17 protein-coding genes and 1 pseudogene are annotated in these 25,438 nt (G+C 71.0%); 11 read left to right on the top strand and 7 right to left on the bottom strand.

The features are described from left to right. Window positions 1–233 (bottom strand): annotated as a pseudogene (locus MTQ10_RS09580) (hypothetical protein); the annotation flags it as partial. Between the two features lie 140 nt (window positions 234–373). Here MTQ10_RS09580 and mtnA point away from each other — a divergent pair. The 7 genes from mtnA to MTQ10_RS09545 all read left to right on the top strand — a co-directional run bounded on the left by mtnA (window position 374) and on the right by MTQ10_RS09545 (window position 9,779). Continuing rightward, complete coding sequence (mtnA, locus tag MTQ10_RS09575; protein WP_247464620.1) at window positions 374–1,516, top strand: S-methyl-5-thioribose-1-phosphate isomerase; 1,143 nt, start codon at window positions 374–376, stop codon at window positions 1,514–1,516. Between the two features lie 374 nt (window positions 1,517–1,890). After that, a complete protein-coding gene (gene mtrA / locus MTQ10_RS09570) occupies window positions 1,891–2,580 on the top strand; it encodes a two-component system response regulator MtrA (RefSeq protein ID WP_015659998.1) in 690 nt (229 codons plus the stop codon). A 1-nt stretch (window position 2,581) separates the two neighbouring features. Next, window positions 2,582–4,798: an MtrAB system histidine kinase MtrB gene (mtrB, locus tag MTQ10_RS09565; RefSeq protein ID WP_247464615.1), complete on the top strand. Its 2,217-nt coding sequence runs from the start codon at window positions 2,582–2,584 to the stop codon at window positions 4,796–4,798. Then, on the top strand, window positions 4,788–6,617 hold the full coding sequence (locus MTQ10_RS09560) for an LpqB family beta-propeller domain-containing protein (RefSeq protein WP_247464612.1): 1,830 nt from the start codon (window positions 4,788–4,790) through the stop codon (window positions 6,615–6,617). The genes mtrB and MTQ10_RS09560 overlap by 11 nt, the downstream gene beginning before the upstream one ends. A 301-nt stretch (window positions 6,618–6,918) precedes the next feature. Beyond that, window positions 6,919–7,821, top strand: coding sequence for a ComF family protein (locus MTQ10_RS09555; RefSeq protein WP_247464610.1), 903 nt, complete (start codon window positions 6,919–6,921; stop codon window positions 7,819–7,821). A gap of 316 nt (window positions 7,822–8,137) precedes the next feature. Further along, entirely contained in the window at window positions 8,138–8,830 is a 693-nt protein-coding gene (gene hpf, locus MTQ10_RS09550; protein ID WP_247464606.1) for a ribosome hibernation-promoting factor, HPF/YfiA family, read from the top strand. 202 nt (window positions 8,831–9,032) lie between these two features. After that, complete coding sequence (locus tag MTQ10_RS09545; RefSeq protein WP_247464603.1) at window positions 9,033–9,779, top strand: response regulator; 747 nt, start codon at window positions 9,033–9,035, stop codon at window positions 9,777–9,779. Window positions 9,780–9,861: 82 nt separating this feature from the next. Here MTQ10_RS09545 and MTQ10_RS09540 read toward each other — a convergent pair whose 3' ends face one another. Continuing rightward, complete coding sequence (locus MTQ10_RS09540) at window positions 9,862–11,040, bottom strand: winged helix-turn-helix domain-containing protein (RefSeq protein ID WP_247464600.1); 1,179 nt, start codon at window positions 11,038–11,040, stop codon at window positions 9,862–9,864. Between the two features lie 116 nt (window positions 11,041–11,156). Beyond that, complete coding sequence (locus MTQ10_RS09535) at window positions 11,157–11,747, bottom strand: GNAT family N-acetyltransferase (RefSeq protein WP_247464597.1); 591 nt, start codon at window positions 11,745–11,747, stop codon at window positions 11,157–11,159. Between the two features lie 284 nt (window positions 11,748–12,031). On the opposite strand from MTQ10_RS09535, the gene secA reads away from it, so the two are divergent. Beyond that, on the top strand, window positions 12,032–14,845 hold the full coding sequence (gene secA, locus MTQ10_RS09530) for a preprotein translocase subunit SecA (RefSeq protein ID WP_247464592.1): 2,814 nt from the start codon (window positions 12,032–12,034) through the stop codon (window positions 14,843–14,845). 256 nt (window positions 14,846–15,101) lie between these two features. On the opposite strand, the gene MTQ10_RS09525 is transcribed toward secA, so the two are convergent. Continuing rightward, on the bottom strand, window positions 15,102–15,692 hold the full coding sequence (locus MTQ10_RS09525) for an Rv3235 family protein (protein WP_247464589.1): 591 nt from the start codon (window positions 15,690–15,692) through the stop codon (window positions 15,102–15,104). Between the two features lie 340 nt (window positions 15,693–16,032). On the opposite strand from MTQ10_RS09525, the gene MTQ10_RS09520 reads away from it, so the two are divergent. Both MTQ10_RS09520 and MTQ10_RS09515 read left to right on the top strand, forming a co-directional pair. Beyond that, window positions 16,033–16,548, top strand: a complete 516-nt coding sequence (locus MTQ10_RS09520; RefSeq protein WP_247464586.1) for a DUF6912 family protein — start codon at window positions 16,033–16,035, stop codon at window positions 16,546–16,548. A 68-nt stretch (window positions 16,549–16,616) separates the two neighbouring features. Next, window positions 16,617–17,297 carry an HAD family hydrolase gene (locus MTQ10_RS09515; RefSeq protein WP_247464583.1) on the top strand — a complete coding sequence of 227 codons (681 nt, stop codon included), beginning with the start codon at window positions 16,617–16,619 and terminating at the stop codon, window positions 17,295–17,297. 81 nt (window positions 17,298–17,378) lie between these two features. Here the strand turns inward: MTQ10_RS09515 and MTQ10_RS09510 are convergent, their stop codons facing one another. Then, complete coding sequence (locus MTQ10_RS09510) at window positions 17,379–17,945, bottom strand: DJ-1/PfpI family protein (protein WP_247464580.1); 567 nt, start codon at window positions 17,943–17,945, stop codon at window positions 17,379–17,381. 573 nt (window positions 17,946–18,518) lie between these two features. Here MTQ10_RS09510 and MTQ10_RS09505 point away from each other — a divergent pair. Then, a complete protein-coding gene (locus MTQ10_RS09505) occupies window positions 18,519–23,492 on the top strand; it encodes an NAD-glutamate dehydrogenase (RefSeq protein WP_247464577.1) in 4,974 nt (1,657 codons plus the stop codon). 159 nt (window positions 23,493–23,651) lie between these two features. On the opposite strand, the gene MTQ10_RS09500 is transcribed toward MTQ10_RS09505, so the two are convergent. Beyond that, entirely contained in the window at window positions 23,652–24,473 is an 822-nt protein-coding gene (locus MTQ10_RS09500; RefSeq protein ID WP_247464574.1) for an ABC transporter ATP-binding protein, read from the bottom strand. Further along, on the bottom strand, window positions 24,466–25,383 hold the full coding sequence (locus MTQ10_RS09495; RefSeq protein ID WP_247464571.1) for an ABC transporter permease: 918 nt from the start codon (window positions 25,381–25,383) through the stop codon (window positions 24,466–24,468). Before MTQ10_RS09495 ends, MTQ10_RS09500 begins: the two co-directional genes overlap by 8 nt. Window positions 25,384–25,438: the final 55 nt, after the last annotated feature.

Genomic DNA, 25,438 nt, shown 5'->3' with positions numbered 1-25,438 from the left:
CCCCAGCCCGGGCCGCCGGGCGGCGGCGGGGTCGGGCCGGGCTGTCCGGCACCCGTGGGCGCGGACCACTGCCCGGGCGGCGGCTGAACCGGGGACCACTTGGCGGCCGAGCCGTGCGGGTTCTGGTGCTGCTGGTCCGCGGGCTGCGTCTCGTCGGCAGGCGGGTGGCCGCCGGGCTGCGGCCCGTCGGAGGGGGCGGATCCGGGCGACGCCCAGCCCGGAGTGTCGTTCATCGTCGCTCCTTCACGGTGCCCGTCCGCGATCGCGGCGGCAGGTTGGCAGCCATCGTGCCATGGGGTGGTTGTCGTGGTGACGGCCGAGGTCGGGGCTGCGCACCTTCAATTGTCCGCCGGACAAAGGGCAGACTGACGGCATGGCCGATCAGTACGCGCAATCCGGCGAGGACAAGCAGCCCGCCGGGATCCCCGCGATTCGATGGGACGAGCCACCGGAAGGGCCTGTCGTGGTCCTGCTCGATCAGACGAGGCTGCCGTCCGAGGAGGTGGAGCTGGTCTGCACGGACGCGTCCGCGCTGGTGGAGGCGATCCGTTCGCTCGCCGTGCGCGGGGCGCCGCTGCTGGGCATCGCGGGCGCGTACGGGGTGGCGCTCGCCGCCGCGCGCGGGTTCGACGTGGACGAGGCCGCGCTGGCGCTGGCCGGTGCCCGGCCCACCGCGGTGAACCTGTCCGTCGGGGTGCGGCGGGCGCAGGAGGCGCACCAGGCGTCGCTGGCCCGTGGCGAGTCCCCCGAGCAGGCCGCTCAGGCGGCGCTCGCCGCGGCGCGGACACTGCACCGGGAAGACGCCGAGGCCAGTGCGCGGATGGCGGAGCACGGGCTGCGGCTGCTGGAGGAGTTGCTGCCGGGCGGCGGGCACCGGATCCTGACGCACTGCAACACCGGCGCGCTGGTGTCGGGCGGTGAGGGCACGGCGCTCGCGGTGGCGCTGGCGGCGCACCGTGCGGGGCAGTTGCGGCGGCTGTGGGTGGACGAGACACGTCCGCTGCTGCAGGGTGCCCGGCTGACGGCGTGGGAGGCCGCGCGGCACGGCATGGCGTACTCGCTGCTCACGGACAACGCGGCCGGGTCGCTGTTCGCTGCCGGTGAGGTGGACGCGGTGCTGATCGGCGCGGACCGGATCGCGGCCGACGGGTCGGTGGCGAACAAGGTCGGCAGTTATCCGCTGGCGGTGCTGGCGCGCTACCACCATGTGCCGTTCATCGTGGTGGCGCCGGTGACGACGGTGGACCTGGGCACCCCCGACGGGGCGTCGATCGAGGTCGAGCAGCGGCCGGGGTACGAGGTGACGGAGATCAGCGCTCCGCAGGCTCCGGTGGCGGGCGCCGGCGGGGGGATCCCGGTGGCGCCGCTCGGGGCGCAGGCGTACAACCCGGCCTTCGACGTGACACCGCCGGAGCTGGTGACGGCGATCGTCACCGAGGCCGGTGTGGCGTCGCCGGTGACGGCAAAGTCCCTCGCCGAGCTGTGCGGTCGGCCGGTGGGGGAGAGGCTGGGCTAGCGCGAACCGGGGTTTTCGTGTGGGTGTTCGCCCGGTCGTGCGGTGGTGCGGCCGGGCGGAGGGTGCGGGGCTCTTGCGCGGGACGCCACGGGGCGGGGCGGTCGGCGGCGGTCCTGCCGTGCCGTGCGCGGCGCGGCAGCGGCTGCGCTTCGGCTGCGGATTTGCATGGGGCCGTCGGGACCGGTTGCGTGGGGGTCTCCGGACGGCTGAGATCATCGCAAGGCGGGGCCGCCTCGTCGGCGTCGTCCCCCGTGCACGGTGGGTCACGGCAGGGGTGCCGGGGGGCGAGGGCAGACAGTGACGGCTCGGTACGACTATCGTCACAGGCCCGTGAGCTGCCTCACCACGTCGCCAGACACTGTTACGAGAATGGGATGATGTCGTTTATGAAGGGACGAGTCCTTGTCGTCGACGACGACACCGCACTGGCCGAGATGCTCGGCATCGTGCTGCGTGGTGAAGGTTTCGAGCCGTCTTTCGTGGCCGACGGCGACAAGGCGCTGGCTGCGTTCCGTGAGACCAAGCCCGATCTGGTGCTGCTGGACCTGATGCTGCCCGGCCGGGACGGTATCGAGGTGTGCCGGCTGATCCGGGCCGAGTCCGGAGTGCCGATCGTGATGCTCACCGCCAAGAGCGACACCGTCGATGTCGTCGTGGGCCTGGAGTCGGGTGCCGACGACTACATCGTCAAGCCGTTCAAGCCGAAGGAGCTTGTGGCGCGGATCAGGGCGCGGCTGCGCAGGTCCGAGGAGCCGGCGCCGGAGCAGCTGGCCATCGGTGACCTCGTCATCGACGTGGCGGGACACTCCGTGAAGCGGGACGGGCAGTCGATCGCGCTGACGCCGCTGGAGTTCGATCTGCTGGTCGCGCTGGCCCGCAAGCCCTGGCAGGTGTTCACCCGTGAGGTGCTGCTGGAGCAGGTGTGGGGCTACCGGCACGCGGCGGACACGCGGCTGGTCAATGTGCATGTTCAGCGGCTGCGCTCCAAGGTCGAGAAGGACCCGGAGCGGCCGGAGATCGTGGTGACCGTCCGTGGTGTCGGTTACAAGGCCGGGCCGAGCTGACATGTCCGGGGACAGTGCCGCTTCGGCGCCCGGCCGGTCCGGGGCCGGACGGCCTGTCGGCCGGAAGGCTGCGGGTTCGCGCTGGGGGAGCCTCCTGGAGGACGGGCTGCTGCAGGGCGGAGTTCAGGGCAGTCCGGTCATCCGCCTGTTCATGCGGTGGGTGCGCCGTCCGCTGCTGCCGGTGATACGGCTGTGGCGGCGCAACATCCAGCTGAAGGTCGTCGCCACGACGCTGCTCATGTCGCTGGGCGTGGTTCTGCTGCTGGGCTTCGTGGTGATCGGACAGGTCCGCAACGGCCTGCTGGAGGCGAAGGTGAAGGCCTCGCAGAGCCAGGCCACGGGCGGGTTCGCGGTGGCCAAGCAGATGGCCGACGAGGCCGCGGCCGGCAACGGCGACGACACCTCCGCCGGGCGGCCGGCGCCCAACGTCATCGCGTGGATGAGCAATCTGGTGTCGTCGCTGTCCAGCGGCGGTCAGGGCGCGTTCGACGTGGTGACGCTGCCCGCCGGCGGTGACAGCGCGGGCGGTCGTGGCCCGCGCGCCTCAGGTTTCGTCGACCCCTCCGCGAGCGTGCCCGAGGCACTGCGTGAGCGGGTCGACTCCAGCACGGCGGCCGCCCAGAGCTACACGCGGATCGTCTACTACGACGGCAAGGAGTCCCAGCCGGGGCTGGTCATCGGCAAGAAGGTCAACGACCCCAACGGCAACGCGTACCAGCTGTACTACCTCTTCCCGCTCACGCAGGAGGAGAAGTCCCTCAGCCTGGTCAAGACGACGCTCGCCACCGCGGGGCTGTTCGTCGTCGTCCTGCTCGGGGCGATCGCGTGGCTGGTGGTGCGGCAGGTCGTGACGCCTGTGCGGATGGCCGCCGGGATCGCCGAGCGGCTGTCGGCCGGGCGGTTGCAGGAGCGGATGAAGGTCACCGGTGAGGACGACATCGCGCGGCTGGGCGAGGCGTTCAACAAGATGGCGCAGAACCTCCAGCTGAAGATCAACCAGCTGGAGGACCTGTCGCGGATGCAGCGGCGGTTCGTGTCGGACGTGTCGCACGAGCTGCGTACGCCGCTGACGACCGTGCGGATGGCGGCGGACGTCATCCACGAGGCGCGCGAGGACTTCGACCCGGTGACCGCGCGGTCCGCGGAGCTGCTCGCCGATCAGTTGGACCGGTTCGAGTCGCTGCTCGCGGACCTGCTGGAGATCAGCCGTTTCGACGCGGGAGCCGCCGCGTTGGAGGCGGAGCCGATCGACCTCAGGGACGTCGTGCGGCGGGTGGTGACCGGTGCCGAGCCGCTCGCGGAACGCAAGAACACGCGGATACGTGTCGTCGGCGACCATCAGCCCGTCGTCGCCGAGGCCGACGCCCGGCGCGTCGAGCGCATCCTGCGCAACCTGGTTGTCAACGCCGTCGAGCACGGCGAGGGCAAGGACGTCGTCGTCAAGCTCGCCGCGGCGGGCGGCGCCGTCGCCGTCGCGGTGCGCGACTACGGCGTCGGTCTGAAGCCCGGTGAGGCGACCCGCGTCTTCAGCCGCTTCTGGCGGGCCGACCCTGCACGCGCGCGTACGACGGGCGGCACCGGACTGGGGCTGTCCATCGCGCTGGAGGACGCGCGGCTGCACGGCGGCTGGTTGCAGGCGTGGGGCGAGCCGGGCGGCGGTTCGCAGTTCCGGCTGACGCTGCCCAGGACCGCCGACGAGCCGCTGCGGGGCTCGCCGATACCGCTGGAGCCGAAAGACTCGCGGCGCAACCGTGGGCTCGACGACGCGGGACTGCCGCGCGGCGAGAAGAGCGCCACCGTGCCCGCTCAGCCGCGCGGGGAGCAGGGCTCGCCCCTTGTGCCGCGTTCGGCGATACCGGCCCGGCCGGCCGCAGCACCGACCGCCGATCCGACGGCGCTGCCCGGCAACGGCGCGCGCGTGGTGGCGCGGTCGGGCAACGGGACCCTGCGGCAGGACGCGGCCCCGCGCCGGAACACAGGAGGCGCAGGGGGCGCAGGGGGCGCACGGCCGGGTGGGCCGGGCGGTCCGGCAGCGGGCGAGGCCGGTGCCGCGGCGCCGGAGCAGTCCGGTGGGGAGGACCGTGCCGACCGTACGGTGCCGTCCGGGCGGTACGAGGGGGCCGAGGGGGCTCCCGGAGCGGGCGGTGAGGGCCGTGCCGCGGACACTGCCGGGTCCGAGCGGCCCGATCAGCGAGGGGAGGCGTTCCGTGGGCGGTGACCGCAAGGGGCGCGCCGGGCGTGCGCCGGTGCGTGCGACGGCGTACGCCGTTTGTGGGGCCGTACTGCTGGCGGGGTGTGCGTCGATGCCCGACAGCGGTGATCTGCGCGGGGTGGAGTCGACGCCCCGGCAGGACTCACAGGTGCGGGTGTTCGCCATGCCGCCCCGGGAGGGTGCACTGCCCTCGGAGATCGTGCAGGGCTTCCTCGAGGCGCTGACCAGCGACGATCCCACGTATGCGACGGCCAGGCAGTATCTGACGAAGCAGGCGTCGGCGAACTGGAGACCCGAACGGTCCACGACCGTCCTCGCGGACGGGCCGGGCACCGAAGCGGACCGTGAGGCGGACCGGGAGGACGGTGACGACTACTCGTTCACGCTGACCGGGACCCGCGTCGCCACGCTCGACGAGCAGTCGTACACGCCGTCCCCTGGCAGCTACCGGCAGCCGGTGCATCTCAAGAGGGACCGCAAGACGGGGCAGTGGCGCATCGACAGTCCGCCGCCCGGTGTCGTGATGGGCCAGTCGGACTTCCAGCGCAACTATGTCGCCGTCGACAAGTACTACTTCGCCTCCAACGGTGGCCAGGAGTCCGGGATGCCGGTCGCGGTGGCCGACCCGGTGTTCGTGCGTGAGCGCGTGAACCCGATGACGCAGGTCGTGCGGTCGGTGCTGGCCGGTCCGACGAAGTGGCTGCGCCCGGTCGTGCGGTCGAGTTTCCCGACGGGTACGGCGCTGGCGAACGGCACCACCACGCTCACCCCGGACGACCAGAACAAGCTGACCGTGCCGCTCAACGCGAACGCGGCCCGGGTCGGGCGGGGCAAGTGCGAGGAGATGGCCGCCCAACTGCTGTTCACGTTGCAGCGGCTGACACCGGCCGTGGACGAGGTCGAGCTGACGTCGGGCAACCGGCACCTGTGCTCGCTCAGCGAGGACCGCGCCGACGCGATCGCGGTGCGCGGATCGCAGAAGCACCCCGAGTACCTGTACTTCCTCGACGGCGGCGGCAGGCTGGTCCGGCTGGCCAGCGGCACGAGCGGAGTCAAGCCCGACCCGGTGCCGGGGCCGCTCGGCGAGGGCGCGGTGCAGCTGGGCGCGGTGGCGGTCTCCCGGGACGAGCACGAGGCGGCCGGTGTCGCCGCCGACGGCGGCTCGCTGTACGTGGCGTCCCTGGTGTCGGCCAGCTCGCTCGACGGCAGCCTCGTCACCAGCAAGGGCAAGACACGGCAGGAGCGGCTGACGACTCCGAGCTGGGATGCGCGCGGCGACCTGTGGGTGGCCGACCGCAACCCCTCGGGCGGAGGGCTGTTCGTGCTGCCCGATGGTTCCGGGAAGCCGCTGCGGGTGGCGGTGCCCGGACTCGACGGGACCATCCGGGACGTACGGGTGGCCGCCGACGGCGTGCGGATCGCGCTCGTCGTCGAGCAGGGCGGCAAGCAGTCGCTGGTCATCGGGCGTATCGAACGCACGGACACCAAGGACGGCGGGCAGCCCGAGGTGTCCGTCCTCGAACTGCGCTCGGCGGGACCGGAGCTGGAGGAGATCACGGCCGTCTCGTGGGCGGGCGACAGCCGTCTCGTGGTCGTCGCGCGCGAGCAGGGCGGCGTGCAACAGATGCGGTACGTCCAGGTCGACGGCTCCACGCCGGAGGGGCCGGCGCCCGCCGCGCTGACCGGTGTGAAGGAGATCGCCGCCGCCGAGGACGACCGGGTGCCGCTGGTCGCGCACTCCGTGGACGGCATCGTGCGGCTGCCGTCCGGCGGACAGTGGGAAAAGGTCGTCAAGGAAGGATCAGCGCCGGTTTATCCGGGGTGAGTCTCCTCTTCTCTTCCGTTCGCTTCCGGTTCTGTCCGTTCCCTTCCGGCCGACGGGATGCTTCTCCTGTGCGGGAGCGGTGTTCCGCCGCCGGGTGATCGCCGGGGCCTCTCGCTTTCCGGGCTCGCCTCCGCCCCCCTTCTCGGGGCGGAGGCGGGCATCTGTTTTCACGGCTCTTTCCGGCGTGCGTCCTGGTTGCTCACTCGTACGGGCGAGAGGGCGGTGAGAAAACGCCGAGTTTTCCACAGGACGTTTTCCACAGGGCTGGTCGGACCCGGCCGAGGTCGGCACAGTGGACCGCATGCGGGCTTGGTGGCAGGACCTCACCGACCTGGTGCTGCCGGCCGAGTGCGGAGGCTGCGGAAAGCCTCGCACGGTGCTCTGTCCCGAGTGCCGTGCCGCCCTGACAGGGGCCGCACCGAGCCGGGTGCGACCGGAACCGGAACCGCCCGGGCTGCCGACGGTGCACGCGGCGGCCCGGTACGCCGACGAGGTGCGCGCGGTGCTGCTGGCCCACAAGGAGCGCGGCGCCCTGGCCCTCGCGGCACCCCTGGGCACGGCACTGGCCCGGGCGGTGCGGGCAGGGCTGGGCTCTGCCGCGCCCCGCCCCGCGCTGCTCGTGCCCGTGCCGTCCGCGCGCGGCGCGGTGCGGGCACGCGGGCACGACCCGGTGCGCCGGATGGCGCTCGCCGCCGCCGGTGACCTGCGGCGCGGCGGGACACCGGCGCGGGTGGCGGCGGTGCTGCGGCAGTGCCGTCCGGTGGCCGACCAGTCGGGGCTGGACTCCCGGCAGCGGCAGCGGAACCTGGCGGGCGCCCTGTCGGTGGTGCCCGGCGGCGGCCGGCTGCTGGCCGGGGCCACGGTGGTGCTGGTCGACGACCTGATGACGACGGGCGCCTCGCTGGCGGAGGCGGCCCGTGCCGTGAGGGAAGCCGTGGACGCCGGTGGTACCGCCGATGTGCCCGCGTCCGGAAAAACGGACGCCGCGGGTGTGTCGGCTGTGTACGGGCGGGCCACTCGGGAAGGAAGAGGACGACGCCGGCCCGCGCGGACGACACGGAACCGCGGCGGCCCGGCGACGGAAAGGAGCGTGACACGGGTGCCCGTCCCGAGGGGAGCCACCGAGGGGCCCGTAGCCGGTGGACGGCTGTGCGCGGCGGTCGTCGCCGCTTCTCCCGAGGCTTTCGCAATAAACAGGAACTGACAGGAAAGTTGCGTCGTTGCAGCTAATGAGAAGGTCAATTCACCTGAACGGAGGTACGCCGCGGTAGAGGGTGACGACATCCGGCCGGGCGAGATATGTTCGGTTGTGAGGGAAAGCCGCAGGCCATGCCCCTCATATCCGAATGCCGTGCTGCGGTTTCGCGGTAATCATCCGCAGCGCTGGGGGTGTAGATCTTGCCCATGGGGGAGGAGGAGGTGGACGTCACCGAGTCCGAGGTTCCGGCACTCACCGGGGCCTGGTGCAAAAGGGAGATGCTCCGCGACTGAGGCGGAGTGATCCGGGAACGGAGTTCTGCGTGGACATCGTCGTCAAGGGCCGCAAGACCGAGGTGCCCGAGCGGTTCCGCAAGCACGTGGCCGAGAAGCTGAAGCTGGACAAGATCCAGAAGCTCGATGCCAAGGTGATCAGCCTCGATGTCGAGGTGTCCAAGGAGCCCAACCCGCGACAGGCCGACCGCTGCGACCGAGTGGAGATCACGCTTCGCTCCCGCGGTCCGGTGATCCGGGCGGAGGCAGCGGCCAGCGACCCGTACGCGGCACTCGATCTGGCGGCGGAGAAGCTGGATGCCCGGCTGCGCAAGCAGCACGACAAGCGTTACACGCGCCGCGGAGCCCGCCGGCTCACGGCAGCCGAGGTTGCCGATCACGTTCCGGGAGTGGCGACACTCAACGGGAACGGCCACCCCGTCCCGGCAGAAGACACCGACAGCGTGCCCACCAAGAAGATCGGCTCGCTGGAGGTGCAGGGCGAGGGACCCCTCGTCGTCCGCGAGAAGACCCACGTCGCCTCCCCGATGACGCTCGACCAGGCCCTCTACGAGATGGAGCTGGTCGGCCACGACTTCTATCTGTTCGTCGACTCCGAGACCAAGGAGCCCAGCGTCGTCTACCGGCGCCACGCCTACGACTACGGCGTGATCCACCTGAGGACGGACACGATGGTCACCCGGTCCAACACCCCCGAGGCGGGCGGAACACTGGGCGGCTGACACCCCGGACGGCAGCTGGGCCGGTGCCCCTGGAGCGCGTGTGCGCCCCCAGGGGCATCGGTGTGCGACCCTACGCCCACCGTGCTGTCACCTCGTTGTCGTCCGGGCATGGAATCATGGCGGCAACGGCTCAACCGGTGGGCCGGCGCCTTGGGTTGGCGATGGCTCAGAACCACAGGCCACAGCCTCAGGGGGAGGAACGATGGCGGACAGCTTCGGCCCGATGCGGGACGAGGACGCCGACAACGGCGTCGACGGCAGGGACGCGGAGGCGGGCTCTGCACGCAAGGAGCCGATCAGAGTCCTGGTCGTGGACGACCACGCACTGTTCCGCCGTGGCCTGGAGATCGTGCTCGCCGCCGAGGAGGACATCCAGGTCGTCGGTGAGGCGGGCGACGGGGCCGAGGCCGTGGACAAGGCCGCCGACCTGCTGCCCGACATCGTGCTGATGGACGTGCGCATGCCCAAGCGGGGCGGCATCGAGGCCTGCACCTCCATCAAGGAGGTCGCCCCCAGCGCCAAGATCATCATGCTGACGATCAGCGACGAGGAGGCCGACCTCTACGACGCGATCAAGGCGGGCGCCACCGGCTATCTCCTCAAGGAGATCTCCACCGACGAGGTGGCCACCGCCATCCGCGCCGTCGCCGACGGCCAGTCGCAGATCAGCCCCTCGATGGCGTCGAAACTGCTCACCGAGTTCAAGTCGATGATCCAGCGCACCGACGAACGCCGGCTCGTGCCCGCACCCCGGTTGACCGACCGGGAGCTGGAGGTCCTCAAACTCGTCGCCACCGGCATGAACAACCGGGACATCGCCAAGGAACTGTTCATCTCCGAGAACACCGTCAAGAACCACGTCCGCAACATCCTGGAGAAGCTCCAGCTGCACTCCCGGATGGAAGCCGTGGTCTACGCGATGCGGGAGAAGATCCTGGAGATCCGCTGACGGCGTCCGCGCCCGCCCGCAGGACGCGCCCCGACCGCGCTCCCACAGCGCGCACCACGGCGGCCTGCGCCCTGCCGACGGGTCAGCCCAGCGCGCGGGACAGGGCGGCGGCCAGCGGTTCGCGCAATGTGGGGTCGTCCACGCGTTCGACGCGGACGTTCGTGCAGTCGACCCAGCTCGCCGCCTCCAGCAGGGCCTGCACCACCGCGTCCACCGCCTTCGGCCCGTCCAGCGTCACCTGACGGGCGACCAGCGTGCGCCCCTCACGCGCCGGATCCACCCGGCCCACCAGACGCCCGCCCGCCAGCACCGGCATCGCGAAATAGCCGTACACCCGCTTGGGCTTCGGGACGTACGCCTCCAGACGGTGCGTGAAACCGAAGATCCGCTCCGTGCGCGCCCGCTCCCAGATCAGCGAGTCGAACGGGGACAGCAGCGTCGTACGGTGCCGGCCGCGCGGCACGGTCTCCAGGGCCGCCGGATCCGCCCAGGCCGGCTTGCCCCACCCCGCCACCGTCACCGGCACCAGCCCCGACTCGGCGATCACCGCGTCGACCTGCTCCCCCTTGAGCCGGTGGTAGTCGGCGATGTCGGCACGCGTGCCGACCCCGAGCGCCTGCCCGGCCAGACGCACCAGGCGGCGCAGGCACTCCGCGTCGTCCAGATCGTCATGCAGCAGCTCCGGCGGCACCGCCCGCTCCGCCAGGTCGTACACCCGCTTCCAGCCGCGGCGCTCCACGCACACCACCTCGCCGTACATCAGGGCGCGCTCGACGGCCACCTTGGTGCCGGACCAGTCCCACCACTCGCTCGTGCGCTTGGCGCCGCCCAGCTCGGTGGCGGTCAGCGGGCCCTCCGTGCGCAGCTGCTTGATGACCTGCTCGTACACCCCGTCCGGCAGTTCGTGGTTCCAGTGGGGGCGGTCGCGGTAGGCGCGGCGGCGGAACGCGAAGTGCGGCCACTCCTCGATGGGCAGGATGCAGGCCGCGTGCGACCAGTACTCGAAGGCGTGGGTGTCCTTCCAGTAGGCGTCCTCGACGGTCTTCCGGCCCACGGCGCCGAGGCGGGCGTACGGCACCAGCTCGTGCGAGCGGGCCAGGACGGAGATCGTGTCGAGCTGGACCGCCCCGAGGTGGCGGAGGACACCGCGCACCCCGGCGCGGCGTGCGGTCGCGGACGCGCCGAGGAAACCCTGGGCGCGCAGGGCGATACGGCGGGCTTCGTCGGCCGAGAGTTCTGTCGTCGGGCGCGGGGTCGTCATGAGGGCACGGTAGGCGGTGGCACTGACAGTCCGGTACGGCCTGCGCATTCACGCGGGCGACCGGGCCGCCCGGACAGGCCCTGGCCGTCACCGGCCCGCGAGCGGTGGGCCGCCGGTCAGGGCTGCCCCGGCGGTGTGCCGGGCGCCGGGAGGTAGGGGGCCGTCGAGGGAAGGCCCAGGTCGGAGGGGAGCAGCGAGGCCACCCAGCAGTCCCGGCGCACCCCTTTGTTGTTCACGGCGGAGCGCAACGTGCCCTCCAGGGTGAAACCGGCGCGCAGCGCCACGGCCCGCGAGGCGTGGTTGCCGACCTCGGCACGCCACTCCACCCGGTCGACTCCGAGATCGGTGAACCCCCAGCGGCACACAGCCACCGTCGCCTCGGTGAGATAGCCGTGCCCGCGGTGCTCCTTGGTGCCCCAGAAACCGATCTCCGCCATGCCCAGGGCGCGCATCATCAGCGCCACCATTCCCGCCAGTTCCCCGCCGACGGCGAGGAAGACACCGAAGGTGTACGTCGAGCCGTCGGCCCACCCGTCGGGCACGATCTGCTCGGTGAAGCCACGCGCGTGTTCGTGCAGATACGGCGAGGGGATCGTCGTCCAGCGCTGGATGTCGGGGTCCTGGGCGGCGGCGTACACCGCGTCGGTGTCCTGCGGTCCCACCGCGCGCAGGACGAGACGGCCGGTGGTGAGCGTGACGGGTTCCATCGGCCGATTCTCCTCGCGGGCTGCCGGGACGCGCCACGCCTCTCGCCGTCCGTGAGGGCGCGATCACGATTCGCGTAATTCGCGGGCGCGGTCCGGCACCATCCGCGTGCCCCGGACGTTGTCCCTGTGAAAGGCGATCGTGAAGGCGATCGATCCGGCGGCGGCCAGGCCTCCTCGCAGCAGGCCTCCCGGCGCGGTGTGGTCCTCGCATACGATGGCCGTTGCTCAGTGAGTCAAATCGAAACCGACCGTCCCAGGCCCGACCGGCAAGGAGACCAACCCCCGTGTCCGTCCTCTCGAAGATCATGCGTGCAGGCGAAGGCAAGATCCTGCGCAAGCTGCACCGCATCGCGGACCAGGTCAACTCCATCGAAGAGGACTTCGTCGACCTCTCCGACGCCGAGCTGCGGGCCCTCACCGATGAGTACAAGCAGCGGTACGCGGACGGGGAGAGCCTCGACGATCTGCTCCCCGAGGCCTTCGCGACCGTGCGCGAGGCGGCCAAGCGTGTCCTCGGCCAGCGGCACTACGACGTCCAGCTGATGGGCGGTGCCGCCCTGCACCTGGGGTACGTGGCCGAGATGAAGACCGGTGAGGGCAAGACTCTCGTCGGCACGCTCCCCGCGTATCTGAACGCCCTGTCGGGCGACGGCGTCCACATCGTCACCGTCAACGACTACCTGGCCGAGCGCGACTCCGAGATGATGGGCCGCGTCCACCGCTTCCTCGGCCTGTCCGTCGGCTGCATCCTCGCCAACATGACGCCGGCGCAGCGTCGCGAGCAGTACGCGTGCGACATCACCTACGGCACCAACAACGAGTTCGGCTTCGACTACCTGCGCGACAACATGGCGTGGTCGAAGGACGAACTGGTCCAGCGCGGGCACAACTTCGCCATCGTCGACGAGGTCGACTCCATCCTCATCGACGAGGCCCGCACCCCGCTGATCATCTCCGGCCCGGCCGACCAGGCCACGAAGTGGTACGGCGACTTCGCCAAGCTGGTCAAGCGCCTCAAGCGCGGCGAGCCCGGCAACCCGCTCAAGGGCATCGAGGAGACGGGCGACTACGACGTCGACGAGAAGAAGCGCACGGTCGCCATCCACGAGTCCGGCGTCAGCAAGGTCGAGGACTGGCTGGGCATCGACAACCTGTACGAGTCGGTGAACACCCCGCTCGTCGGCTACCTGAACAACGCCATCAAGGCGAAGGAACTGTTCAAGCGCGACAAGGACTACGTCGTCATCGACGACGAAGTCATGATCGTCGACGAGCACACCGGCCGTATCCTCGCCGGCCGCCGCTACAACGAGGGCATGCACCAGGCCATCGAGGCCAAGGAAGGCGTGCCGATCAAGGACGAGAACCAGACGCTCGCCACGATCACCCTCCAGAACTTCTTCCGCCTCTACAACAAGCTGTCCGGCATGACCGGTACGGCGATGACCGAGGCCGCCGAGTTCCACCAGATCTACAAGCTCGGCGTGGTGCCCATCCCGACCAACCGGCCGATGATCCGCAAGGACCAGTCGGACCTCATCTACCGCACCGAGGTCGCCAAGTTCGAGGCGGTCGTCGACGACATCGCCGAGAAGCACGAGAAGGGCCAGCCGATCCTCGTCGGCACGACCTCCGTGGAGAAGTCGGAGTACTTGTCGCAGCAGCTCAGCAAGCGCGGCATCCAGCACGAGGTGCTCAACGCCAAGCACCACGAGCGCGAGGCGCAGATCGTCGCGCAGGCCGGCCGCAAGGGCGCCGTGACCGTGGCCACCAACATGGCGGGCCGTGGTACGGACATCAAGCTCGGCGGCAACCCCGAGGACCTCGCCGAGGCGGAGCTGCGCCAGCGCGGCCTCGACCCCGACGAGCACATCGAGGAGTGGGCGGCGGCCCTGCCGGAGGCACTGGAGCGCGCCGAGGCGGCGGTCAAGGCCGAGAAGGAAGAGGTCGAGGCGCTCGGCGGCCTGTATGTGCTGGGCACCGAGCGGCACGAGTCGCGCCGTATCGACAACCAGCTGCGCGGTCGTTCCGGCCGTCAGGGCGACCCCGGCGAGTCCCGGTTCTACCTGTCCCTCGGCGACGACCTGATGCGTCTGTTCAAGGCGCAGATGGTCGAGCGCGTGATGTCGATGGCGAACGTCCCCGACGACGTGCCGATCGAGAACAAGATGGTCACGCGCGCGATCGCGTCGGCGCAGGCGCAGGTCGAGACGCAGAACTTCGAGACGCGTAAGAACGTCCTGAAGTACGACGAGGTGCTCAACCGGCAGCGCGAGGTCATCTACGGCGAGCGGCGCCGCGTCCTGGAGGGCGAGGACCTGCGGGAGCAGATCCAGCACTTCATGGACGACACGATCGACGCGTACATCGCCGCGGAGACCGCCGAGGGCTTCGCCGAGGACTGGGACCTCGACCGGCTGTGGGGCGCCTTCAAGCAGCTCTACCCGTGCCGGGTGACCGTCGAGGAGCTGGAGGAGGCGGCCGGCGACCGCGCCGGGCTGACCGCCGAGTTCATCGCGGAGTCCATCAAGGACGACATCCACGAGCAGTACGAGGCGCGTGAGGCGCAGCTCGGCTCCGAGATCATGCGTGAGCTGGAGCGCCGGGTCGTGCTGTCCGTCCTGGACCGCAAGTGGCGTGAGCACCTCTACGAGATGGACTACCTCCAGGAGGGCATCGGCCTGCGCGCCATGGCGCAGAAGGACCCGCTGGTCGAGTACCAGCGTGAGGGCTTCGACATGTTCAGCGCCATGATGGACGGCATCAAGGAGGAGTCCGTCGGCTATCTGTTCAACCTGGAGGTCCAGGTCGAGCAGCAGGTCGAGGAGGTCCCGGTGGAGGACGCCGTGCCGGCCGCCGACGGTGTGCAGGACGCGGTGCCGGCGCAGGCGGGCGCCCGCCCGGAGATCCGCGCCAAGGGGCTCGACGCGCCCCAGCCGCGCAACCTCCACTTCACCGCTCCGACCGTGGACGGCGAGGGCGGTGTCATCGAGGGCGACTTCGCCGCCGACGGCGAGCCCGTCCGCTCCGAGGCCGACGGCCTGACCCGCGCCGAGCGCCGTAAGCAGGCGCGTGCGGGGCGGCGCCGCAAGAAGTGACACGGGGCTGCTCCTGAAGGGGAGCGGTTCCCGGAGAGGGCCGGACGCCGGTGGCGGCGTCCGGCCCTTTCGTGTACGGCGGTCCGGCGGTCCGGCGGGGGCATGAGGCGGCGTGGCCCCCGTGCCCTCTGGCGGGGCAGCGGGTGGCCCCGTGCCCTCTGGCGGGTTGTGCGGGCCCGGGTGACCCCGGTCGGGCCGGGTCGGCCCGCCGGGCCCGCACAGGGGCTGTCGGCCCCCTCAGTGCCCTCAGGGGGCGTCAGCGCATGCCGGGGCGGGGGCCGCCCAGTTCCACGGCCGTGCAGCGCCAGCGCAGGTCCTGGCCGCGTTCCAGGCGGAACGCCATGGCGCGCAGCCGGTCGCCGGCGCCGATACGGGCGAACACCTCGACGGCGTCCGGGTGGACGACGTAGTAGCCGAGGTCGCGGACGACCGGGCGGACGCCGCGGGTCGTGCGCAGCGGGCCGCGTTCGGCGAGCCGGGCCAGCTCGTCGTAGGCGGGGCCCGCGGTGTAGCGGAGCATCGAGTGGACCGGACGCTGCCCGCTCAGCACCGCGAGCAGCCGGTCGGCGAAGACGTCCGTGGGCCGCGGCACCCGGGCCGCCGCGGCGGGCACGGCGGCGAGGGAGGCCGCCGCGCGGGTCGTGGGGCGGGTGTCGGCCGGTGTCGTGCGGCTGCGGGATGCCCTGGAGCCCGGCGAGCCCGGCGGGCGGCCGTCACCCGCCGCACCGGGGCGGGCGGGACCACCGCCGGGGACGCGGGGCGGTGCGCCGCCGGGACGGCGCTGGTCGCGGCGGGCCGGCGGGCGGGTGCCGGGGCGCGTCCGCGTCCTGGTCATGACCTTGTTCATGAAGATCCCCGTTTCGTTCGTGCCCGGCCGGGCGGCAGATCCGGTACCGGGCGGTAACTTCACGTCAGGGATCTTGTACGGGCTGTGATGCGCGGCGGCAAGTGACGGCGGGGGTGCCGGGAGGGCCCGGAGAAGTTCACTTATCCGGGTGACGGGGCCGGCGTCGGCCGCGTGAGCACGGGGCTGCACCGGGTGACGCCGAGGGCCTCGGGTGGACGCCCGGAGGGCGCCGGGCAGGGACACGAAAGGGGACCCCTCGCACGTATCCTGAAGGCGTTCCGGTGACGCGTCCGCGCTGTTCCGGGACCAGCGGAGTCCTCCGACACGAAAGCGGCCGGCCATGCGCGTTTACGTCCCCCTGACCCTTTCCGGTCTCGCAGAGGCGTACAAGACGGGTGAGCTGGCGGCCGGGCCGGACGGCGCCGTCGTCGCCTACGCGGTCACGCCCGCCCTGCGCGAGTGGTACCTCTCCGACGACATCGAGGAGCTGGAGTACGCCGCACTCAGCCGCGCGGCGCTGGCCTCCCTGCGGCTGCTCGCGGCGGACGCCGGGGCGGCCCGGCGGCGGGTCGTCGTCGCCGTCGACGTGCCCGACACGGCGGCGAGCACCGACCCCGGCCGCACGCTGGACGAGTCGGCGCTCGGCGAGGTGCGCGTGGCCGGTGCCGTACCGCTGGCGAAGGCCGCGGCCGTCCATGTGGACGCTCCGGACGCGGAGAAGGACGTCGCCGCGGCGGCCGAGGCGCTGGAAGCGGCGGACGGCGGGGACGACGACGCGCAGTTCGTGGTGGACGGGGCCGAGGACCACGAGCTGCTGTGGTTCGCGACGCAGGAGATCCCCAACCTGGTGGCGTGAGACGCCCCCAGCGCCCTTGCCCAGGGCCTTGATCTCGGATTGTCAGTGGTGGCGGGTACGTTGTGGGCATGGGGAAGCACGGAGCATCGCACATCGTCTGGGACTGGAACGGGACGCTGTTCCACGACGTCGACGCGATCATCGGGGCGACGAACGCGGCGTTCGCCGACCTCGGCCTGGAACCGATCACGCTGGAGCGCTATCGGGCGCTGTACTGCGTGCCGGTGCCGAAGTTCTACGAGCGGCTGCTCGGGCGGATGCCCACCGACGCCGAGTGGCAGGTCATGGACGACACCTTCCACCGGTACTACACCGAGCACCGCGTACGGTGCACGCTCACCGAAGGCGCGAGCGCGCTGCTCGCCGAGTGGCGGTCGGCGGGCCGCAGCCAGTCCCTGCTGAGCATGTACGGGCACGAGGAGCTGGTGCCGCTCGTGCGCGGGTTCGGCATCGAGGAGCACTTCATACGCGTGCAGGGGCGGACCGGCCCGTCCGGGGGCAGCAAGGCGGAGCACATGGTCCGGCACCTGGAGGCGCTCGCGAGCCACGGCGTGGAGCCCGCGCGGACGGTGGTGATCGGGGACGCCGCCGACGACGCGGTCGCCGCGCGGCACGCGGGCGCACAGGCCGTGCTGTACACCGGCGGGTCGCACAGCAGGGCCAGCCTGGAGTCGGTGGGCGTGCCCGTCGTGGACACCCTGGCCGAGGCGGTGGCGGTGGCCGAGCGGTGGGGCAGCGTGGCGGTGTAGCGCGGTCCGTACGGCGGGGCCGTCCGGCAGCGCTGCGCCCGACCGGCCCCCGTGCCGTCACCGTCCGGCCTCCGGGGTGGCTCAGCTCGCCGGCGCCTTGGCGCGAAGGATCTTCAGGAACTCGCGCATCCAGGTCGGGTGGTCCGGCCAGGCGCGCGACGAGACCAGCGTGCCGTCCACGACCGCCTCGGAGTCCTGGAAGGTGGCGCCCGCGGACTGCATGTCCAGCTCCAGCGCGGGGTACGCCGTCACGCGCCGGCCGCGGAGGCTGTCGACCGCCGCGGTGAGCAGGGGGCCATGGCAGATCTGCGCGACGGGCTTGTCCGCGTCGAAGAACGACTTGAGGATCTTGCGGAGTTCGGGGTCGTTGCGGAGGTACTCGGGGGCGCGGCCCCCAGGGATGACCACGGCCACGTACTCGCCCGGGTCGACGTCGGCGAAGGCCAGGTCGGCGGGCCAGGTGTAGCCGGGTTTCTCGGTGTAGGTGTCGAAGCCGTCTTCGAAGTCATGGACGACGAAGCGGAGGGTCTTGCGGGTGGGGGCCGCGATGTCGACGTCGTAGCCCTCTTCGAGGAGGCGCTGGTAGGGGTAGAGGACTTCGAGCGACTCAGCGGCGTCGCCGGTCACGATGAGGACTTTCGCAGGCATGTCGGGCTCCCCTCCGGGGTGCGTGTACCTGCGGTGCTTCTCAGGGTGCCCGGTGCGGGAGACGCCGTCCAGTTCACCGGCGGGAGCGTTCCCAGACGTCCGTCCGGCCCCGGACCCGGTCCCGGCCTGTGCAGAACGTCAAAGTTCGGGGCCTTGTTTTGTACACATACGGCTCATGACGGCGGACCGGTCGGGAGCGATAGCCTTGTGGCGTGATCAGCGCGATATCTCGCGGGGGCGACGTGGCCCCTGCCCTGCGCCCGGGCACCTCGGAACACATCCGGGACCGGGCGGCGGTCGCTGATCTCCGCGGGTGGGGACAGGGTTCCGACAGAGCCCGGACGTTCGGGCAGGCTCCGGCATCGAGGCCGGACCAGGCGCCCGGACAGGTGATCATCGCGGCCTCCCGTGCTACGGGCATGTTGAAAATGGCCGACTTCCCCCCGCTCATCTCACCTCGCGGCATAGCGTCGAAGCAGACCGGACACCCCGCGTCTCGGCGTTACGTCGGAGGGGACGAGACCGTATTTCCTTCAACGTCACGCAACGGCGCGCGACAGGAGCCAGAGGACAATGCAGACCAAGCTGGACGAAGCCAAGGCCGAGCTGCTCGAGAGGGCGGCCCGGGTCGCTGAGAACAGCCCGGTAGGGGGGCAACTTCCGACCGGGACGACGGGCGAGGCCTCTCCGGACACCCCGGACACCAAGGGCACCTCGGACCGTGAGTCCGTGCTCGCGTTCCTCCAGCGCTACTACCTGCACACCGCTCCCGAGGACCTCACCGACCGCGACCCGGTCGACATCTTCGGGGCCGCCTACTCGCACTACCGGCTCGCCGAGAACCGGCCGCAGGGCACCGCCAACGTGCGCGTGCACACGCCGACCGTCGAGGAGAACGGCTGGACGTGCAGCCACTCCGTCGTCGAGGTCGTCACCGACGACATGCCGTTCCTCGTCGACTCCGTCACCAACGAGCTGACCCGCCAGGGCCGCGGCATCCATGTCGTGATCCACCCGCAGGTCGTCGTACGGCGTGATGTGACCGGCAAGCTCATCGAGGTGCTGCCGACCACGCACACCGGGGCGCAGCTGCCGCACGACGCGCACATCGAGTCCTGGATCCATGTCGAGATCGACCGGGAGACGGACCGCGCCGACCTCAAGCAGATCACCGCCGACCTGCTGCGTGTCCTGTCCGACGTGCGCGAGGCCGTCGAGGACTGGGAGAAGATGCGGGACGCGGCGACCCGGATCGCCGAGGGCCTGCCCGACGAGCCCACCCCCGGCGACCTGCCCGCCCCGGAGGTCGAGGAGGCGCGGGAGCTGCTGCGCTGGCTCGCCGCCGACCACTTCACGTTCCTCGGCTACCGCGAGTACCAGCTGCGGGACGACGACACGCTGGCGGCCGTCCCCGGCACCGGGCTGGGCATCCTGCGCGCCGACCCGCACCACTCCGGGGACGACCAGCACCCCGTCAGCCCGTCCTTCGAGCGGCTGCCCGCCGACGCCCGCGCCAAGGCGCGCGAGCACAAGCTGCTCGTCCTCACCAAGGCCAACAGCCGCGCCACCGTGCACCGGCCGTCGTACCTCGACTACGTGGGCGTGAAGAAGTTCGACGCCGACGGCAACGTCGTCGGGGAGCGGCGCTTCCTCGGACTGTTCTCGTCCGCCGCCTACACCGAGTCCGTGCTGCGCGTGCCGGTCATCCGGCGCAAGGTCGACGCGGTGCTGAAGGGCGCCGGGTTCTCGCCGAACAGCCACGACGGGCGTGACCTGTTGCAGATCCTGGAGACCTACCCGCGTGACGAGCTGTTCCAGACGCCCGTCGACGAACTGCGGGCCATCGCCACGTCCGTGCTGTATCTCCAGGAGCGGCGGCGACTGCGGCTCTACCTGCGGCAGGACGAGTACGGGCGCTACTACTCTGCGCTGGTGTACCTGCCGCGCGACCGCTACACCACCAGCGTCCGCCTGCGGATCATCGACATCCTCAAGGAGGAACTGGGCGGTATCAGCGTCGACTTCACCGCCTGGAACACCGAGTCGATCCTGTCGCGCCTGCACTTCGTCGTGCGTGTGCCGCCGGGCACCGAACTACAGCAGCTCAGCGACAGCGACAAGGAGCGCATCGAGGCGCGCCTGGTGGAGGCCGCCCGCTCCTGGGCAGACGGGTTCGCGGAGGCGCTGGGCGCCGAGTTCGGCGAGGAACGCGCCGCCGAGCTGCTGCGCCGCTACGGCAGCGCCTTCCCGGAGGGCTACAAGGCCGACCACACCCCGCGTTCCGCGGTCGCCGACCTGGCCCGCCTGGAGGGCCTGGGCGACGGCGAGAGCGGACCGGACTTCGCGCTGAGCCTGTACGAGCCGGTGGGGGCCGCCCCCGACGAGCGCCGCTTCAAGATCTACCGGCGGGGCGAGTCCATCTCCCTGTCCCGGGTGCTGCCGGTGCTGGCCAAGCTCGGCGTCGAGGTGATGGACGAGCGGCCGTACGAGCTGCGCTGCGCGGACCGCAGCATCGCCTGGATCTACGACTTCGGCCTGCGCATGCCGCACGTCCCGAACGGCGCCGCCGACGGGTACCTCGGCGACGACGCCCGTGAGCGGTTCCAGGACGCGTTCGCCGCGACGTGGACCGGCAAGGCGGAGAACGACGGCTTCAACGCGCTGGTGCTGAGCGCGGGGCTGACCTGGCGGCAGGCCATGGTGCTGCGCGCGTACGCCAAGTACCTGCGGCAGGCCGGGTCGACGTTCTCGCAGGACTACATGGAAGACACCCTCCGCAACAACGTGCACACCACGCGCCTGCTGGTCTCGCTGTTCGAGGCGCGGATGTCGCCGGACCGGCAGCGCGCCGGGCACGAGATCGTCGACGCGCTGCTGGAGGAGCTGGACGCCGCGCTGGACCAGGTGGCGAGCCTGGACGAGGACCGCATCCTGCGGGCGTTCCTCACCGTCATCAAGGCGACCCTGCGGACCAACTTCTTCCAGGAGGCGCTCGGCGGCAAGCCGCACGACTACGTCTCCATGAAGTTCGACCCGCAGGCCATCCCCGATCTGCCGGCGCCGCGCCCGGCGTACGAGATCTGGGTGTACTCGCCGCGTGTCGAGGGTGTGCACCTGCGCTTCGGCAAGGTCGCGCGCGGTGGTCTGCGCTGGTCGGACCGCCGGGAGGACTTCCGCACCGAGATCCTCGGCCTGGTCAAGGCGCAGATGGTGAAGAACACCGTGATCGTGCCGGTCGGCGCCAAGGGCGGCTTCGTCGCCAAGCAGCTGCCCGACCCGAACGTGGACCGGGACGCCTGGCTGGCCGAGGGCATCGCCAGCTACCGCACGTTCATCTCGGCGCTGCTGGACATCACCGACAACATGGTCGCCGGTGAGGTCGTCCCGCCGCAGGACGTCGTCCGGCACGACGAGGACGACACCTACCTGGTGGTCGCGGCCGACAAGGGCACGGCGACGTTCTCCGACATCGCCAACGAGGTCGCGCAGTCGTACAACTTCTGGCTCGGTGACGCGTTCGCGTCCGGCGGCTCCGCCGGCTACGACCACAAGGGCATGGGCATCACCGCCCGCGGCGCCTGGGAGTCCGTCAAGCGGCACTTCCGCGAGCTGGGCGTGGACACGCAGAGCGAGGACTTCACCGTCGTCGGCATCGGCGACATGTCCGGTGACGTGTTCGGCAACGGCATGCTGCTCAGCGAGCACATCCGGCTCGTCGCGGCCTTCGACCACCGGCACATCTTCATCGACCCGAACCCGGACGCGGCCGTCTCCTACGCGGAGCGGCGCCGGCTGTTCGAGCTGCCGCGCAGCTCCTGGGAGGACTACAACCAGGAGTTGATCTCCGCGGGCGGCGGTGTGTTCCCGCGCAGCGCCAAGGCGATCCCGATCAACAGCCACATCCGTGAGGCGCTGGGCATCGAGGGCAAGGTGTCCAAGATGACCCCGGCCGACCTGATGAAGGCCATCCTGCTGGCGCCGGTGGACCTGCTGTGGAACGGCGGCATCGGTACGTACGTCAAGGCGTCCACCGAGTCGCACGCCGACGTCGGCGACAAGGCCAACGACCCGATCCGTGTCGACGGCCGGGACCTGCGGGTCAAGGTCGTCGGCGAGGGCGGCAACCTGGGCCTCACCCAGCTCGGCCGGATCGAGTTCGCGCAGGCCGGCGGCAAGGTCAACACCGATGCCATCGACAACAGCGCCGGCGTGGACACCTCCGACCACGAGGTGAACATCAAGATCCTGCTGAACGGTCTCGTCTCCGACGGCGACATGACCGTCAAGCAGCGCAACAAGCTGCTCGCCGAGATGACCGACGAGGTCGGCCGTCTCGTCCTGCGCAACAACTACGCGCAGAACACGGCGATCGCGAACGCGCTGGCCCAGTCGAAGGACATGCTGCACGCGCAGCAGCGCTTCATGAAGCACCTGGTGCGCGAGGGCCACCTGGACCGGGCGCTGGAGTTCCTGCCCACGGACCGGCAGATCCGCGAGCGTCTCAGCGCCGGGCACGGCCTGACCGGGCCGGAGACGGCCGTCCTGCTGGCGTACACGAAGATCACGGTCGCCGAGGAGCTGCTGCACACCTCCCTGCCGGACGACCCGTATCTGAAGGGCCTGCTGCACTGCTACTTCCCGACCGCGCTGCGCGAGCGGTTCGGCGATCGCATCGACACGCACCCGCTGCGCCGTGAGATCACCACGACGGTGCTGGTCAACGACACGGTGAACACGGGCGGTACGACGTATCTGCACCGGCTGCGCGAGGAGACCGGCGCGTCGCTGGAGGAGATCGTCCGGGCGCAGACCGCGGCCCGCGCCATCTTCCGGTCGGCCGTGGTGTGGGACGCGGTGGAGGAGCTGGACAACAAGGTCGAGGCCGATGTCCAGACCCGGATCCGGCTGCACTCGCGCCGGCTCGTCGAGCGCGGCACGCGCTGGCTGCTGAACAACCGGCCGCAGCCGCTCGAGCTGGCGGAGACGGTGGAGTTCTTCGCCGAGCGGGTCGAGCAGGTATGGCAGGAGCTGCCGAAGCTGCTGCGCGGCGCGGACGCCGAGTGGTGGCAGCAGATCCACGACGAGCTGACCGAGGCCGGTGTGCCGGAGGAGCTGGCGACCCGGGTCGCCGGGTTCTCGTCGGCGTTCCCGGCGCTGGACATCGTGTCGGTGGCGGACCGCATGGGCAGGGAGCCGCTGGACGTCGCCGAGGTGTACTACGACCTCGCCGACCGGCTGCGCATCACCCAGCTGATGGACCGCATCATCGAGCTGCCGCGGGCCGACCGCTGGCAGTCGATGGCCCGCGCCGCGATCCGTGAGGACCTGTACGCCGCGCACGCGGCGCTGACGGCCGACATCCTGGCCGCCGGGAACGGCTCCTCGACGCCGGAGCAGCGGTTCAAGGTGTGGGAGCAGAAGAACGCGCCGATCCTGGCCCGCGCGCGGGCGACCCTGGACGAGATCCACGGGTCGGACGAGTTCGACCTGGCCAACCTGTCGGTGGCGATGCGGACGATGCGGACGCTGCTGCGCTCGCACTCGTGACGTCGGGCAGCGGTCGTGCGTGACGCACGGCAGCAGTGAGGGGGCGCTCCCGGTCGGGGGCGCCCCCTTCGCCGTCGCGCGAGGCGGCGGTCGTGTGCGTGGCCTCGGCCGTCGTACGGTCCGCGGGCCCTCTGTACGGCGTCCGCGGTGCCGTCGGGCTCAGCGCCGCGTGAACCGCTCGTACTCCCGGAGCACTTCGTCGGTCGGACCGTCCAGCCGCATCTCGCCGCGCTCCAGCCAGATCACGCGCTCGCAGGTGTCTCGGATGGACTTGTTGCTGTGGCTGACGAGGAAGACGGTGCCGGCCTCTTTGCGCAGCTCGCGGATGCGTTCCTCGGAGCGCTTCTGGAACTTGGCGTCGCCGGTGGCGAGTGCCTCGTCGATGAGGAGCACGTCGTGGTTCTTGGCGGCGGCGATGGAGAAGCGCAGCCGGGCCGCCATGCCGGAGGAGTAGGTGCGCATGGGCAGGGTGATGAAGTCGCCCTTCTCGTTGATGCCGGAGAAGTCGACGATGTCCTGGTAGCGCTCCTTGATCTCGGCGCGGGACATGCCCATGGCGAGCCCGCCGAGGAGGACGTTGCGTTCGCCGGTGAGGTCGTTCATCAGGGCGGCGTTGACGCCGAGGAGGGAGGGCTGGCCGTCGGTGAAGATACGGCCGTTCTCCACGGGGAGCAGTCCGGCGACGGCCTTCAGCAGGGTGGACTTGCCGGAGCCGTTGGTGCCGATGAGGCCGATGGCCTCGCCCTTGTAGGCGACGAAGGAGACGTTCTTCACGGCGTGCACCTTGCGGACGCCGGAGGCCTTCTCGGTCTGCTTGCGGCGCAGGATGCGGTTGAGGGCGGCGGTGGCGGAGCCGCGGCCGGAGCCGGTGCCGTTGACGCGGTAGACGATGTCGACGCCGTCGACGACGACGGTCGGGACGCGGGCGTCGTGCCGGGCGCCGCTCTGTGCGGGGATCGTTGCGAGGGTCTGCTCAGCCACGGCCGTAGGTCTCCTCAGCCTTCCAGAAGTAGATGAAGCCACCGATCCCGAAGAGTACGGCCCAGCCGGTGGCGACCGCCCACACGTGCGGCGGCAGCTGGCTCGCGCTGAAGCTGTCGATCAGCGCGAAACGCATCAGGTCGATGTAGACGGCGGCCGGGTTGCACTGCAGCGCGGTCATCGCCCAGCCGGGCAGGTCGGTGTCCTTGAGGGTGGCGGCGATGCTCCACATGACACCGGAGACGTACATCCAGGTCCGCAGCACGAACGGCATCAGCTGCGCGATGTCGGGGGTCTGGGCGCCCCAGCGGGCCATGATCATCGACACGCCGGCGTTGAACAGGGACTGAAGCAGCAGCGCCGGCAGCACCAGCAGCCAGGAGGGGGCGACGGGCACGCCGAAGCAGAGCAGGATGACGAAGAGCGCCGCCATGGAGAACAGCAGCTGCTGGAGCTGCTGGATGCAGAACGAGATCGGCAGCGCCGCGCGCGGGAAGTGCAGGGCGCGCACCAGGCCGAGGTTGCCGGAGATGGCGCGGGTGCCCGCCATGATCGAACTCTGCGTGAACGTCCACACGAACACGCCGGTGACCAGGAACGGGACATAGTCCGGGACGCCCTGCTTGGTGCCGAGCAGCACACCGAAGATGAAGTAGTAGACCGCCGCGTTGAGCAGCGGGGTCATCACCTGCCACACCTGGCCGAGCTTGGCCTGGCTGTACTGGGCGGTGAGCTTGGCGGTGGCGAACGCGGTGATGAAGTGGCGGCGGGCCCACAACTGGCGGACGTACTCGGGCAGGGAGGGACGGGCTCCGCTGACCGACAGGCCGTGGCGGGCGGCCAGCTCCGGCAGGTCGAGCGGGTCGGCCTGGACGGATGCCGGGGGCGGTGTGTGGAGGACCTGGCTCACATCCGCTGCTTTCGTGTCGGGGGGAGGGGGCGGCGGCTGTCTCTTATACACATCT

Origin of the sequence: Streptomyces sp. XM83C, assembly GCF_023072675.1 — a bacterium.
GTDB classification, from domain to species: Bacteria; Actinomycetota; Actinomycetes; order Streptomycetales; family Streptomycetaceae; genus Streptomyces; species Streptomyces thermocoprophilus.
The sequence above is the reverse complement of the archived record's forward strand: the minus strand, read 5'-3'. Positions and strand labels throughout refer to the sequence as shown.

Excerpts from the sequence above, each read along its gene's own strand:
- mtnA (WP_247464620.1), top strand. The coding sequence starts at position 374 with ATGGCCGATCAGTACGCGCAATCCGGCGAGGACAAGCAGCCCGCCGGG.
- mtrA (WP_015659998.1), top strand. The coding sequence starts at position 1,891 with ATGATGTCGTTTATGAAGGGACGAGTCCTTGTCGTCGACGACGACACC.
- mtrB (WP_247464615.1), top strand. The coding sequence starts at position 2,582 with ATGTCCGGGGACAGTGCCGCTTCGGCGCCCGGCCGGTCCGGGGCCGGA.
- MTQ10_RS09555 (WP_247464610.1), top strand. The coding sequence starts at position 6,919 with ATGCGGGCTTGGTGGCAGGACCTCACCGACCTGGTGCTGCCGGCCGAG.
- MTQ10_RS09545 (WP_247464603.1), top strand. The coding sequence starts at position 9,033 with ATGGCGGACAGCTTCGGCCCGATGCGGGACGAGGACGCCGACAACGGC.
- MTQ10_RS09540 (WP_247464600.1), bottom strand. The coding sequence starts at position 11,040 with ATGACGACCCCGCGCCCGACGACAGAACTCTCGGCCGACGAAGCCCGC.
- MTQ10_RS09535 (WP_247464597.1), bottom strand. The coding sequence starts at position 11,747 with ATGGAACCCGTCACGCTCACCACCGGCCGTCTCGTCCTGCGCGCGGTG.
- MTQ10_RS09525 (WP_247464589.1), bottom strand. The coding sequence starts at position 15,692 with ATGAACAAGGTCATGACCAGGACGCGGACGCGCCCCGGCACCCGCCCG.
- MTQ10_RS09520 (WP_247464586.1), top strand. The coding sequence starts at position 16,033 with ATGCGCGTTTACGTCCCCCTGACCCTTTCCGGTCTCGCAGAGGCGTAC.
- MTQ10_RS09515 (WP_247464583.1), top strand. The coding sequence starts at position 16,617 with ATGGGGAAGCACGGAGCATCGCACATCGTCTGGGACTGGAACGGGACG.
- MTQ10_RS09510 (WP_247464580.1), bottom strand. The coding sequence starts at position 17,945 with ATGCCTGCGAAAGTCCTCATCGTGACCGGCGACGCCGCTGAGTCGCTC.
- MTQ10_RS09505 (WP_247464577.1), top strand. The coding sequence starts at position 18,519 with ATGCAGACCAAGCTGGACGAAGCCAAGGCCGAGCTGCTCGAGAGGGCG.